This is a genomic window from Microcoleus sp. S13_C3 (genome assembly GCF_036700905.1).
In the GTDB taxonomy this organism is placed as follows: Bacteria; Cyanobacteriota; Cyanobacteriia; order Cyanobacteriales; family Microcoleaceae; genus Microcoleus.
The window spans coordinates 58,708-73,476 of the sequence record NZ_JAUBPT010000009.1 but is presented as its reverse complement, the minus strand read 5'-3'; the positions used below and the strand labels follow the sequence as shown (position 1 = coordinate 73,476).

General features: G+C 51.8%; 4 protein-coding genes. All 4 read right to left on the bottom strand.

The window, feature by feature from the left end; translation table 11 throughout:
• Nucleotides 1-108: 108 nt before the first annotated feature.
• Nucleotides 109-819: a hypothetical protein gene (locus QUA16_RS04580; protein WP_333102198.1), complete on the bottom strand. Its 711-nt coding sequence runs from the start codon at nucleotides 817-819 to the stop codon at nucleotides 109-111.
• Nucleotides 820-918: 99 nt separating this feature from the next.
• Nucleotides 919-2,253: an MFS transporter gene (locus QUA16_RS04575; protein ID WP_333102197.1), complete on the bottom strand. Its 1,335-nt coding sequence runs from the start codon at nucleotides 2,251-2,253 to the stop codon at nucleotides 919-921.
• A 1-nt stretch (nucleotide 2,254) separates the two neighbouring features.
• The gene (locus tag QUA16_RS04570) at nucleotides 2,255-6,754 is read right to left on the bottom strand and encodes an amino acid adenylation domain-containing protein (protein WP_333102196.1); all 4,500 of its coding nucleotides are present in this window, start codon (nucleotides 6,752-6,754) and stop codon (nucleotides 2,255-2,257) included.
• Nucleotides 6,755-6,846: 92 nt separating this feature from the next.
• Complete coding sequence (locus tag QUA16_RS04565) at nucleotides 6,847-14,523, bottom strand: SDR family NAD(P)-dependent oxidoreductase (RefSeq protein ID WP_333181029.1); 7,677 nt, start codon at nucleotides 14,521-14,523, stop codon at nucleotides 6,847-6,849.
• Between the last annotated feature and the right edge of the window lie 246 nt (nucleotides 14,524-14,769).

Here is a 14,769-nt window from a genome sequence, read left to right as displayed (position 1 = left end):
GAGGCAATTCGGCGCTTTGCTAATGGGCCGTGGGAGCAAATCCAGCTCGCGTCAAGCAAAGAAATAGGGCGATCGACTGCTAGGGCAAAATCTACCAAAATTCTATTATCACAAACCAGAAAAATTATCAATAATCCGTTGCCGCCGCGCCTCTAACCAGCCCTCTAACGCTTTTCGACGCTGTTGTGCTGTTGCAGCCCGCTGTGCGGCATCCGCTTCCTCGCTACCTGGCTTTTCCACCTTTATGGGCATCAAGACAAACTGAAAACCGCGTTTGACTACCGTAGGGACAGTGATATCTTGAACTTCCCACACCCGATCCGATCGCGTTGAATTTTGTTGAGCGACAGAAAGGGAAATTCCTTGATTTTCTGGGGAGTGAATAACGTGGCAGTCTCGGTTAACCTGTTGAGCCATTTCCTGAAATTTTACCATCTCTGCTGCTAACTGCTCCGCCAGGGCGTTTATGCGCTCTGCCTGCTCCTCCAAATGTTGCATTCTCTCTTTCAGATGCTGCTTTTGAGCTTCCTGCTTGTGCTGTTTTAGCTGTACGATTGACTTCTCCAACCTCACCACATCTTCTTGTAGCGCCTTTAAAGCCGCGTCTGAAAAGACAATTGGGAGAGAGTGTCCGTCCCGATGCCGATCTTGACTCGCCTCGATATCGCAATTGTCTTGCAGAGCGAGAGGGAATGCAGCCCCAGAAGGCGGCTCAACTCCAAAAGGCGATTCCCTACGGGATAGCTGTGCTTCACGCACCTCACCGATCGCGGAGAACGGCTCCTCACTTTCTGTTACCGTTGAGTCGAATATTTCCACAAGTTTATCTAACTCTAGATTAAACGTCTGGGGATTAGGAATGGGGCATACATGGCATTGGGAAAAAGGTAATTGGTGGGATTATTCTTTCCCATGCCCTTACTGGGTTTTGGCAGCAGGTTCGCCAGCAATAACATCCGGCAGTTCATCTTCCAGTAGCCGCAAGCGAGGATACTGGTAGCCTGCAACAGTTACTAGCATGACCATCGCGCCTGAGATCGCAAACAGCAGACCAATGCCGCGACCTGTGCCTGTGCCGATTATTTGTCCGATGCTTCCTGCTAACAAACCGTTGACAGCCATTAAGGGTTCAAAGATGCGATCGGCTAGAGGGCCGGCAACGAGAGCAGCCAGCGGGTAGGAAGACCAACCGATCGTGCGTCGAACAGCAAAAACCCTGCCCTGCACCTCTGGTGCGACTTTGGTCTGCAAAATTGCTTGGGTGGAACTCAAGAAAATTGCGGCGCTGAAATAAGCACCAAACCCAGCCAGCATAATCAGGGGAATGGAAGCTCGCACTCCCAGCAAGAAAATGCTCAGACCGAGCAGCATCTCAAAGCCAAATACCCCGTAAACACGGCGTTTCGGGCCTCCCCAAACGCTCATCATAATGCTCCCGACTACCATGCCGCCGCAAGCAATAGACTGCACAGTGCCGAGCACAGCGACTGGTGCGAAAGCTAGGATTAGCGGTGCGAACAACACCTGAGCGATGCCGATCGCGAAGTTGCTGGCAGCGATGAAAATCAGCAGCCCCAGCAGTCCCGGTCGAGCGGTGATGTAAGTCCAGCCGTCAGCCATTTCTCGCACCAGGCTAAGAGCGCCCGGTTTCCTGACAGTGGATGTCTTGGCATCAGGAAAGCGGATGCTCAGTAGGGTTACTAAGGAAAACAGAAAAGTGGCAAAGTCGGCGAGGATGATGCCCTGAAGGTGGATGACGCTCAGAAGTCCAGCCGCAAGCATCGGCGCGATAAACTGGGCGGCCGCTTCTCCTAGCTGAATCATCCCGCTGGCGCGACCCATCTGCTGTTTGGGAAGCAGTAGGGTGGTGGCAGCGGTATAGGCTGGCCATTGGAAGGCGCTAAAGGCAGAACTGACTGCGACCGCTAGATAGATGTGCCAGATTTCCAGGCGACCTGTAACTAGCAGAAGGGCGACGGCTACTGTACTCAAACTGGCACCGGAATCACTCAGAATCATTGCCCAGCGGCGGTTCCATCGGTCTATTAGGGCACCAGCGACGGGAAAGAGTAGGATCGCCGGTAGCCTAGCAAACACAGAAATGAGAGCGAACTGAGTGACTGAGCCGGTGCTTTCATAGACCCACACACCAAGGGCAAACTTAGTCAGACCCGACCCAATCAGGGAGATAAGCTGTCCGCACCAGACGAGGAGGAAAACTCGCATTCCTTGAGCTACAGGGCGTTTTGCCATTTTATTGATTCCCTGCCTTGAGGTAAGTTGTAAGCTGTTGAGCTAAAAGCTGAACGTGGGGGTCTCGGACAAGGGCGTAGTGGTCGCCTGGAATTGGGTGGATATCTAAGCCGCCAGTTGCTAATTCACCCCAGCCTTGGGTTGGATCAAGCTTTACTTGCAGCGGTTTCTCGCTAGCAGACAAGAGGGCAATTTTACCCGGATAGGGCTGGGGGATGTAGCTCAACATGGCTTCCCTGTTAGCTTGGAAAACCCGCATCAAGTGGCGCATTTGTTCTAAGCTGACTTCGGGCGGCAAAATATTGAGATTTTTAGAGCGCTCTAGGATGTAGTTCAATTGCTCCTCTGGTGGGAGTTCTCGCAATTCATCAGCGGATAGAGGCAGATCCTTACCGAACAGACCCCCCATATCCCTGGCAAGATGAACTAACAGCGAAGCCTCATCCATGTCCTCATACCAGTTAATAACAGCCGGTGTATAGCTGTCTATTAAGGCTAGAAGGGCGACTTCTTCTCCCCGAAAGCGCAACTGCTGTGCCATCTCAAAAGCCACAACACCGCCCAAAGACCAGCCTCCCAAATAGTAAGGCCCAGAGGGCTGAATGGCCTGTAGGGCTTCAATATAGTGAGCTGCCATGTCCTTAATGCAGGTTTTGGGTTCGTGTTCGCCATTGAAACCGGCGGATTGCAAGCCGTAAAAGGGTTGCTCCTTCCCCAGATGACGGGCGAGCTCGAAATAGCAGAGGACGTTGCCACCAACGGGGTGGACACAGAAGAAAGGTGGCTGACTCCCAGCGGGCTGAATCGCGACCAAGGGAGAGGATGGCACAGAATCCGTTTGCTGGAGCAGAAGACTTGCCTGGTGTTCGATTGTGGAGTTCTGGAAAAGGCTTGCCAGGGGCAGATATTTTGCGAATTGCTGCTGAATAAGAGCCATCAGGCGGACTGCTAAAAGAGAATGACCGCCGCGTTCAAAGAAACAGTCCCGGACTCCAAGGGGATAGACATTCAGAACATCTTCCCAGATTTGTACCAGTTGCATTTCCAGGTGGCTGCGAGGTGCGATGAAGGTGATTTCTGGAGTGATAGGGGATGTATCCGGTGCTTTGAGGGAGCGTCGGTCTACCTTGCCATTGGCTGTCAGGGGTAGCGCTTTCATCAGCACAAACGCGCTCGGTATCATGTAATCAGGTAGCTTTTGTTTCAGGTAGTCGCGCAGGTTGCGAGTTACTGTGCGCTGCAAAGTTTTCCACAAGCCTTGAATTTCCAACAAATATGATACAGTTTGGTCAACTAATGCCTGTTCGTTCGGCGTAAGATGAAAGCGAACCCCGGCGTGTGGGGGACGCGACCAAACTACTGTCCCACAAAGCCAGCGCGGGAAGCTCTCTTCAGGCAGTTGCAAGTGCAGGCGGACGCTCCTACCTTCATCGATCGCTGGCACCCCCGCCAGACCGACGCCGCCGGTGGAGATATCCGCTGTGTGGAGTTTGATGGCGTTGCCGTCTAGTTCTAGTTGGCATTCACTGTGATAAGGGATGCGATCTGGAATGAGCTTGGAGACGACATAAGCCACGAGTTGCTTGTTACCAGGAGTGTCTTCCCTGACAATAATGACTGCTGAGTTCACATCGGGGTGTTGCGCCAGCAGGGATTCGATTTCTCCGAGTTCGATGCGGAAGCCGCGAATTTTTACTTGGTTGTCAAGGCGACCGAGAAAATCGATGTTGCCGTCGGGGAGATAGCGAACCCGATCGCCGGTTTTGTAAAGGCGGGAATCAGGGTTGTTGCTAAAGGGATTGAGAATGAATTTTTCTTGAGTTAAATCTGGGCGGTTGAGGTAGCTTCTCCCCAAACCGGCACCGCCGATATACAGTTCACCGGCAGTGCCAACAGGCATCGGCTGGAAGTGGGAATCAAGGATATAAATCTCGGCGTTTGATATGGGGCGACCGAGAGGAACCGTTTGAGAATCATGCCTCACTTTCTGGCGCTCTACCTGATAAGTCAGTACGCCGACGGTGGTTTCTGTTGGCCCGTAGTGGTTGAAAATTAGGCAGTCTGGCGCATATTCCCACACTTTCTCTACTAACTCCCAACTCAGCGCTTCGCCACCCAAAATTAACCGCTTGCGAGGCAAAATTGATGCGGTTTCGGCGAGGAGCGCTTTCAGGTGAGAGGGAACGATTTTAAGGCAGTCGATCGCGTGCTGGCGAAAATATGCCGCTAGGGCTTTAGGATCGGTTGCCCGTTCTTGGGAGATGATATGCAGGCATCCACCGCCACATAATGCGGGGAAAATTACCGTGTTGCCCAAGTCGGCTGCAAAGGTAGAAACGGTGGCAAAACTCGCATTTGGCACGTTGAGTATTTGCTGGATGCTGTGCAGGTAATTGAGAAGCTGCCGGTGTTCGATCGCCACTCCTTTGGGGCTGCCGGTGGAGCCTGAAGTATAAATTACATAAACCAGATGTTTATCCGTCACAACACTTACTGGGTTTTCCTGGCTTTCGTGAGCGATCGTCTCCCAGTCTGTGTCCAAGCAAACCGCATCGGTCTGGCGAGTGAGAAGTCCGTCAACTAAGTGCGAGCTTGTTACAAGCAGCGGCACCTGAGAGTCCTCCAGCATAGCAGCCAGTCGCTGTTTGGGGAAGGCGGGGTCTAGGGGGACGTAAGCGCCACCGGCTTTGAGAATACCCAGCAGCCCCACCATCATTTCTAAGGAGCGCTCTACACAGATGCCAACCAGCAGCTCCGGTTTGACACCCAATTTTTGCAGATAGTGCGCCAATTGATTGGCTTTGGCGTTCAACTCGCGGTAGGTGAGTTGATTGTCTTCAAACACCACCGCTACGGCATCCGGGGTGCGTTCAACTTGTGCTTCAAATAACTGATGGAGACACAGGTGTTTGGGGTAATCCGCTTCGGTGTCGTTCCATTCCACCAACAACTGATGTTTTTCTGCAGCAGTGAGCAGGGGTAACTCTGACAGCCTGCGATCGGGATTGGCAACAATCCCCTCTAGCAGAGTTTGAAAATGCCCCGCCATGCGAGCAATTGTGACTGCATCAAACAAGTCAGTGTTGTATTTCCATAACCCTATCAGTCCTTCCCGAGTGTTTTCAAAAGATAAAGTCAAGTCTAATTTCGCCGTGAAGTTTTCCACCTCAAATGGACTGACAGTTAAACCGGGAAGTTCTGAAGGAATTAATGGAACATTGTGGAATACGAACATCACCGAAAACAGAGGCGTGTGACTTAAGGAGCGCGTCGGCTGCAATTCCTCCACCAACTGTTCAAAGGGCAAATCCTGATGAGCGTAAGCACCCAGCGCCACTTCCCGCACTTGCAACAGTAATTTTAGGAAGCTGGGGTTCCCGCTGAGGTCGGTACGCAATACGAGCGTGTTGACAAAAAATCCAATCAATCCTTCAATTTCAAGGCGATTGCGGTTAGCAATCGGCGTGCCTGTGCAGATATCCGCTTGCCCTGTATAGCGGTATAGCAATATTTGGAATGCTGCGAGGAGCGTCATAAACAGGCTGACGTTTTCCCGTTTGCTCAAGTTAGCAAGTGCCTCACTCAGCTCTTTTGAGAGCGGCATGGATTGATGCGCCCCCCGGAAAGTTTGAACAGGAGGTCTCGGTCGATCCGTCGGCAGTTCCAACATAGAGGGAGCGCCTTGGAGTTTTTCTTTCCAGTAAGCTAAGTAGGACGATCGTGTCAGTCCCTGCAACCACCGCCGCTGCCAGTGAGCGAAGTCCGCGTACTGTAGGGTCAGTTCCGGTAGCGGTGAAGGCTTGTCACTACAAAAGGCTTCGTAGAGTGCTGCTAACTCTCGGAAAAATATGCCAGATGACCAACCATCACAAATAATGTGGTGTGCATTGAGTATTAATATATGTTCATCTCGCTCTACCTGCAACAGCAGGACGCGCAATAAGGGACCCGCAGCTAAGTCGAAGGGACAGTGAACTAGGTCTGTGGCTAATCGTTGGATTTCAATCTCTCGTTCGTCATTCGGAAGCTGCCGCAAGTCTATGAGGGACATTGCAAGCTTCAGGGTTGAGGCAATCATCTGAATCGGTTGTCCGTCAACTTCCCTGAACGTGGTACGCCATACTTCGTGACGGCGAATAATCTCGTTTATACTCCGCTCTAACGCTTCGGTATTCAGGGAACCCTTTAGGCGCAAGGTTGCGAATTCATTGTAAGAGGGGTTAGTTGGATCGATCTGGTTCTTGAACCAGAGTCGCTCTTGGCCAAAAGACAGAGGTAAGTCCCCCTCTCGCGAGACAGGTACAAAGAGGAGTTCAGTCTCAATTGCGATCGCGTTGCTATGTTGCACCAACGCAAGCAGCTCTGCCTTGTACTCAGCCATTAGATCGCGCAGCTCCGGGGTCAGGACTCCTTTGGGAGCGCGAACGCGCAACTGACCTGCATCAAACCACAATTTTACACCTCGTTGGGAGAGTTCATCCACAAAGTGATTAAATTTCATAGAGTGCGTGTGGTTTGTTAACAATTTGTACGGAACAGCTCCTGCCAAGGATGGGGGGAGCTGTTCAAAGTCTTAATGAAGCGGAGGCAATTTTACAGCTCCATTTCCTCTTCCTCGTCCTCATTGAGTTCAGAAGATGGGGGCGCTGACATGATTATCTGCGTCAATGCTAATTGCTCTAGCAATAGCTCTGCGAGTTGAGAAATGCTCGGACCCCGCATGAGTTTCATTGTGGGCACGTCTACACTCAGATCGCTCTTGATGCGGTTACTCAGCTCCACTGCCATCAAGGAGTCAAGTCCAAAATTGGTTAGTGGGGTGGAATTGTCCAGCTTGGCGGCAGAAGTTCCCAATACTCGTGCAACTTGTTCGCACAGACGAGACTCCAATAACTGCTGGCGCTCTGCCGGTTCCGCTGCCATGAGGGCGTTGTAGAGCGAATCTCCTTTATTGCTGCTGGAAGAACCTGGTTCTTCAGAAATGGCTTCTTCTCTTAGCAACTGAGAGAATCGCGGTAATGCCCCCGCTGAATGAAACTGACACCACTGCTGCCAGTCCATAGATATCACCCCTGTCTGAACGGCCTCAAGAAGAAGCAATTCTCCTAGAACGGAGAGCGCTTGCTGCGACAGCAGTGGTTTAGCTCCGATCCGGCCTAGATGCTCGCCTACTTCTGCGTTCTGAGCAACGTAACCAACATCGGCAATCATTCCCCAGTTGACGGTCAGAGCTGGCAGATCCATAGCGCGGCGGTGGTGCGCCAGTGCATCCAGAAAAGCACTGGCAGCCACATAATTTCCCTGTCCTGGGTTTCCCACTACTGAAGCAAACGAGGAGAAATTGATAAAGAAATCCAAAGGTGCATTCAATGTCTGCGCGTGCAAGTTCCAGGCCCCGATCGCCTTGGGAGCCATTACTTTCTGGAATCGTTCCTGGTTCTGTTGCAGCAGGACACCATCGTCCAAAACCAAAGCCGCGTGGATAATGCCCCGTAACGGCGGCATGGACTGCTCAATGTCACTCAGAACATCAGCCACCTGAAGAGCTTGGCTCACATCTGCTTTGGCAACTACCACGTTCGCGCCTGCTGACTCCAAGGTTTTTACGGCTGACTGGGCGGCTGGTGAGGCGGCACCGCTGCGTCCCATCAATACTAGGTGTTTAGCACCGTTTTTCACCAGCCACTGAGCCACGGCTAAACTAAACCCACCGAGTCCGCCGGTAATCAAATAAGTTCCATCAGCGCGAAATGTCACTTTCTCCTGTGTTGCGTCTGTTGCGGGAGCTACCACTACATCTGGGTCTTGCAAAGACAGCACAATTTTGCCAATGTGCAATGCCCTCGCCATGTAGCGGAAGGCGTCTCGCACTTTAAAGATAGAAAAGACTCGGTGAGGAAGCGGGTGGAGAGTTTGCTCCTCAAAGTATTTCATTAATTCCCGGAATAGCTCCCTGGCAAAATCAGGGCGATCGCGGAACATACGGTCTACGTCCACAGCGAAAAACGACAGATTATTCCGAAAAGGTCGCAGCCCCAGCTTGCTGTTTCCGTAGATATCCTGCTTGCCGATTTCGATAAAACGTCCGTAGGCTGCGAGTACAGAGATGCTTAAAGGAATGGCCTCTCCCGCCAAAGAATTGAGGACAATATCAACTCCTTTGCCCCTGGTGAGTTCCATTACTTCATCAGCAAACGCGGTGGAGCGGGAATCCATGACATGATGGACGCCGAGCGATCGCAGAAATTCCCGTTTTTCGGGACTGCCTGCTGTGGCAAAAATCTCTGCGCCAGCTTTTTGGGCCAGTTGGATGGCGGCAAGACCCACACCCCCTGCGGCAGCGTGAATGAGAACCCGCTCACCCTTACGGATTCGCCCCAATTCGTGCAGGGCGTAGTAAGCTGTGAGGAAAACGGCGGGAATCGTACTCGCTTCTTCAAAACTGATATGTGCGGGCTTGCGTACCACCAAGCGAGCATCTGTGAGCGCATGACTGCTCAAACTGTGAGGGGCGCAGGCGATAACTTCGGAGCCTATCTCAAACCCTTCAACGCCAGAACCAATAGCAGTAATAATGCCGGCACACTCTAAGCCAAGCGATCGCCCTGAGTAGCCCCCTTCTAAAGCTTCGTCTGATAGCATCCCCATTGCTGCCATGACATCTTTGAAGTTGAGACCCGCCGCACAAACCTGAATCTCAACCTCTCCCGGCCCGGGTTTGGGGCGTTCAATCGCTCGCAGCGTCAGGTTGTCTAAAATTCCAGGTTTGGAGATTTCTAAACGGAACGGTTGAGACTCTACAGTTACAACCTTTTTCTTTTCTGGGGTAATATCGGCAGGCGACACCGAGATCAGGCGATGGACATACCGTGCTTCCCCCCGCAGGGCGATTTCATCTTCCCCTTCATCTGACCACAATTGAGCAAAAAGCGACTGAATCTCTGTGGGGGAGCCGACGGGGCTAATATCCACCTTCGTACACTGGAGATTGGGAAATTCATTATTTATCACCCGACCTAAACCCCACAAGGGAGACTGAGCCACCGAAACGGATTTGACTGATTCTCCTACCGCCTGCGCTCCTTTGGTTACCAGTACAAGACGAGGGGAACTCCCTACTCGCTCCAACGCCTGAACCAGGTGCAAAACACTGAGACAGCCCAGTGGGAGCGAATCTTCTAGAGAAGCAACTGTGGTTTCCTCCATCGGCGTTATGTCCAGACTCCACAGGTGAACTATCCCACGACAGGCAGGCTCAGAGACACTAACAGCCTCTAGGAGTTGCTGCATATCCTCTGGATTTTCTGGGCGGATTTGGAAAAAGCTGGCATCAAGGCGCTTGAAGCCATCTCCAGGCTCGATGAGAATGGGAGTTTCTGAGCATTCTTTGAGTGCGACTGCCAACTGCTGCCCAACCCCAGAGCGATCGGCAAAAATCAGCCAGCTTCCCTGCTGTTCGGGTTTCGCGGTTACAGTTCGCTCAGGTTGAGTTTCTGGCTGAACTTGAGGGCCAGTAGCCAAAAACACTGTATGCACGGAATCAATTGTCCCATCTGTATCTGAAATGCTAGCCACTTCCTCAAACCCGACCTTGGAGAGCAAATCTTGCCACTTTGGCTCTGGAAGCAGCGGGTGTGCTGAGCGCAAGTCGAGATCGGAAAACAGCCACCAGCCCTTGAGCATTCCGAAAACCAGATCGACCCAGCGCGGGGCATTTGTCAATTCCAGAAGCACCAGCAATCCCTCAGATGTTAGAAGCTGCTTGACGTTTTCTAGAGTCTGATGCAAGTCACGAGTAGCGTGCAGTGCGTCTGATGCCAGAATCAAATCGAAGGAATGGGCGTCAAATCCCTGAGAAATTGGGTCGGTTTCAATATCCAAAACCCGGTACTCAATGAACGGATAATGGGTAAATTTCTGCTGGGCTGTGGTGGCGAATACTTGGGTAATGTCCGTAAAGACATATTCGCTCTGTTTTGCTGGTAGCACAGGCAGCACGTAGGATGTCATTGAGCCCGTCCCCGCACCAATTTCTAAGATTCGCACTTTTCGTCCTGACGGTAAGCGCTCCAGTGCCGCCCGTATCGCCTTCTGCACTAAAAGGTTATAGATACGAAAAGTGGGCGAGTCTTGGTACAGATGCTCAGATGTTGCCAGAGAACCTTCCGGGAAAATCAGTTGCAGCGGATCGACTTCACCCCGCAACACTTCTGCCAATTTATCGCCGCACCGCAAGAGCAGCATCAACTCGGCTTGATAGGCAGGAAATCGAGTCAAAAGGGCTTTCCAAATCTCCTGCGGTTCTTTGAATTCTGGAACCTGGCAAACCTCCCACTCGTTCTCTACTCGACGCAGCACGCCATCTTCTTGCAGAATTTCCAGCATTCGCCCTAGCAAACGGTGATGTTGGGATACTACGCCCAGTTGCTGGGCAAGAGTTTCTACGCTTATGGGAGTCAGCAATTGTGGCTGCCAGCCGAGCTGTCCGAGGGCTTTGACAATGTAAGCGGCAGACAAAACATTTATTTGCGGCTCTACCGTCGAATAGTAATGCTTTCGTCCTAATTGCATGCTTAAGCGAGCCGCTCCGTTTTGCACACTGTCGGCGAGAAGCCGGGGAGAGGGCAGATAATCAGCAGGCTGGCGAGCTCGCCCGGTTCCGGGGTGTGTTTTCAATTCCCATTGGTATTTGTAGAGATAATCCTCTTTTTCTGTAACCTCCTGCGCGTTTCCTAGGGACTTGCAGCAGAATCCCTGAATTTCTACCAGCACGTTGCCAGTTTCATCCAGCAGTTGAATGTCTCCCTTAATCTGCCGCTCGTTTTGCTCCACCAGACGGGCGTAACTCCACACTTGAGATCCGGGAGGACTGTAAACGCGAAGTCGTTTTATCTGAACCGGCAGGTAGGTTCCGTTGGATGATACGGTGCCAATAAGAACCTGAAAGCAAGCATCCAAAAGAGCCGGATGCAACTGGTACTCTTTGACTTCTTTCTCTAGCCCTTCAGGAAGTTGTAGGAGTGCGATCGCTTCAGATTCAGCACTCCAGAGTTGCTCGATCCCCTGAAAATTCGGGCCATATTCCAGTCCCATTTCCTGGAACTGCTGATATAGATCGCTCTTGGAAATCTCTTCAGTACACCGACTGCGAATCTCATCCAATATAACCGGGTTGGGGGCGTGGCCATTCTGTAACCTTTGCAAGTTGCCAGTTGCGTGTCTCACCCACAACGATTCTTCACCTTTGACTTGACTGTGGATGTCGAAAGAGGTTTGACCCTGGCGATCGACACTCAACTGAAGTGTTGACGGTTCATCTGCTAAAAACAGCGCCTTGTGAAATTCAAGGTCTTCTAAAACATAAGACCCTTGACCGAAAATTTCCTTGGCAGCAGCCAGCGCCATTTCTATATAAGCTGCCCCTGGATACACCACGGCTCCTTGGATGCGATGGTCATCCAGATAAGTGAGGCGGTGCAAGTCTATCGTTGCATTCCACTGCGGCTGAGGCGATTCCAGACGGCTTCCCAGCAGCGGGTGTACCGGCACTCCCAGCACCGTTCTCTGGTAAGAAAGTCCCAGCCGAGATTGCAGTGATTCTTCGGACTCGTTCCAGTAGCGTTCTTGCTGCCACGGATAGGACGGCAGGCGAACGAACTGACCTTCTGCATAGAATCGGTGCCAATCTACCGGATATCCCAGCGTGTAGAGCTTGCCAAACGAGCCCAACATCACAACCTGTTCCGGTTCTTTGCGCCGCAGCGAAGGCAGTGTCGCTACTGTTTTGCTTTGGTTGGCAGCGCACTCAGAGATGTAACTGGTCAGGACTGGATGAGCGCTAATTTCTAGGAATAGGTCATACCCGGCTTGCAATAGTTCCTCTACTGCTGTGACAAACAGCACCGGATTCCTCATGTTTTGCCCCCAGTAGACCCCATCAATTTCTGGCCCTTCAACCTGCTGGCCGGTGACGGTGGAGAATAGGGGAATATTAGCTGCTTGGGGGTTAATTCCTTGCAGGCACTCTGCTAATTCTGCCTTTAGAGGCTCCATCAAGGGACTGTGATAAGGCACTTCCACCTGCAGGAACCGGCAGAAAATTTCTTTCACTTCTAAAGATTTGGCAATTTCTTCCAAAACACTGCCATCTCCGGATAGGGTGACGGAACTCGGGCTGTTGACGGCTCCTACAGAAACCCGATCTTCATATCCGGCGAGAACCAGAGTACCTGACTCTAACGACAGGCCGACGGCTAGCATTTTCCCTGTCCCTGCCGTTTTTGCTTGCAACCGGCTGCGGTGGAAAATCACCCGGATGGCATCTTCTAGACTCAGAACGCCGGCAACGTGGGCGGCTGCCACTTCCCCAACACTGTGACCGACAATCGCTTCAGGGATAATGCCCCAACTGCGCCACAAAGCAGCGATCGCGACTTGCACGGAAAAAATCGCACACTGAGCGATTTGGGTAGAGTTGATGCGAGAGTTTTCCTCGGATGCCGTTAGTTCTTCTAATAGCGACCAATCAGCATATTGCCGCAGCAATTCGTCGCACCGTTGAATAGTTTCTCGGAATACGGGTTCTTCTGACAGCAACGTCCGCCCCATCGCCCACCATTGCTGTCCCATGCCGGAGAACACAAAAGCCAGTTTGGGCTCGGAGTCTGGAAATGAGCGACCGGAAGACATTCCGGTGCGAGTTTCTCCAGCTAAAAACGCTGACAGGTTTTCTGTTAGTTCTTCTTTGGAATTCCCCGCCACTGCCAGTCGGTGGCTGTGATGACCTCGGCGCAGGCGGGCTGTGTAGCAGATGTCGGAGAGTGAGAAATCTTCTGTGGTTAAAAAGTCTTTATAAGCTGCTGCTAATGCCTTAAGTGCTTCTTCAGAGCGAGCTGACAGGGGCAATAAAAAAGATTTAAAACTTGGAATTTGGGAGTTGGGATTAATTCCGCCTCCAGCATTTTCAGGGGCTTCTGCGACCACTATGTGGGCATTAGTGCCGCCAAATCCAAAAGAATTGATGCCAGCAAGGCGCGGCCCCTTTCCATTGGGCCAAGGTTCTAGGGCAGTCGGCACGCGCAACCGCAATTCCTCAAATGGAATTTTGGGATTGGGTGTCTCAAAATGCAGAGAGGGCGGAATCTGTCGGTGCTTTAGAGCTAGGGCTAGTTTGATTAATCCAGCAACACCTGACGCTGATTCCAAATGTCCGATGTTGCTCTTTACCGAACCGATAGTGCAGTAGTCTCCAGCAGACCGATTTTTCCCGATCGCATTTCCCAGCGCGTTTGCTTCAATCGGATCGCCCACAGGCGTGCCGGTGCCGTGAGCCTCGATATACTGTATTTGCTCTGGTGAAATGCCTGCAAGCTTGCAGGCTTCCCGGATAGCGGCTTCTTGAGCTTGTCCGCTGGGAACTGTGATGCCATTGGTTTGACCGTCCTGGTTGACGGCACTGCCTCGGATAACCGCATAAATCGGATCTTTGTCTGCAAGCGCTTGAGATAAAGGCTTCAAGAGAACGACACCGGCTCCCTCGGCGCGGACATAACCATTGGCTCGCTCGTCGAACGTTTTGCAACGCCCATCAGGAGAGAGCATAGATGCCTTCGAGAATCCTATGGTTATTTCTGGTTTGAGCATGGCATTTACGCCGCCTGCTATTGCCAGCGCCGACTCTCCATTCCAGATACTTTGACAAGCCAGATGGACTGCAACCAGCGCAGAGGAGCAGGCGGTGTCAACGGCCATACTCGGCCCTTTGAAGTTCAAAATATAGGAGATGCGATTGGCTGTGACACACTGAACGCCGCCTAAATTTGTGTAAGCGTTAATCGAGTCGCGATCGCTCACACTTAATTGAATGTCGTGGTAATCGCTGCTCGATATGCCAATAAACACTCCTGTTTTTGACCCGGCCAGATTTTCCGGCACCTGCCCCCCATCTTCCAACGCTTCCCAAGCTACCTCCAGCAGCAACCGTTGCTGCGGGTCCATGCAAGAGGCTTCTCGCGGTGAAATCCCGAAAAATTCCGCATCAAATTCGTCTATTTTATCTACGAAGCCGCCCCACCGGGTTCGGATTTTTCCCGGTTTTGTCCCTTCCGGGTCATAGAAATTATCTAAGTTCCAGCGATCGGAGGGCACCTCGGTGATGGCGTCCACGCCATCTCGCAGCAGTTTCCAGAAAGCTTCTGGGCTGTTGGCACCGCCAGGGAAGCGGCAACCCATCCCGATAATAGCGATCGGTTCTTTTTGCGAGGTATTCATGTTTTCTGATGTATTTTGAGTCATTAAAGTGTTCCTAAGAAGTTGTTAGTTAATCGGGGGCAAGAAATAGCGGTTATGCGATCGGCTTCTGGGGCAGCAGATGCCGAAAAATTATAAGAAAAAGTCAAGGCTCTATAATCCAGGCACGGCAAGCTATCGCCAAAGCCGATGTGTTCCGTCCTGGTGAATTATCTATTGGTCAAACCCAATGATTTGTAATGCGAATGCTCTTTTACTACGAAGGTT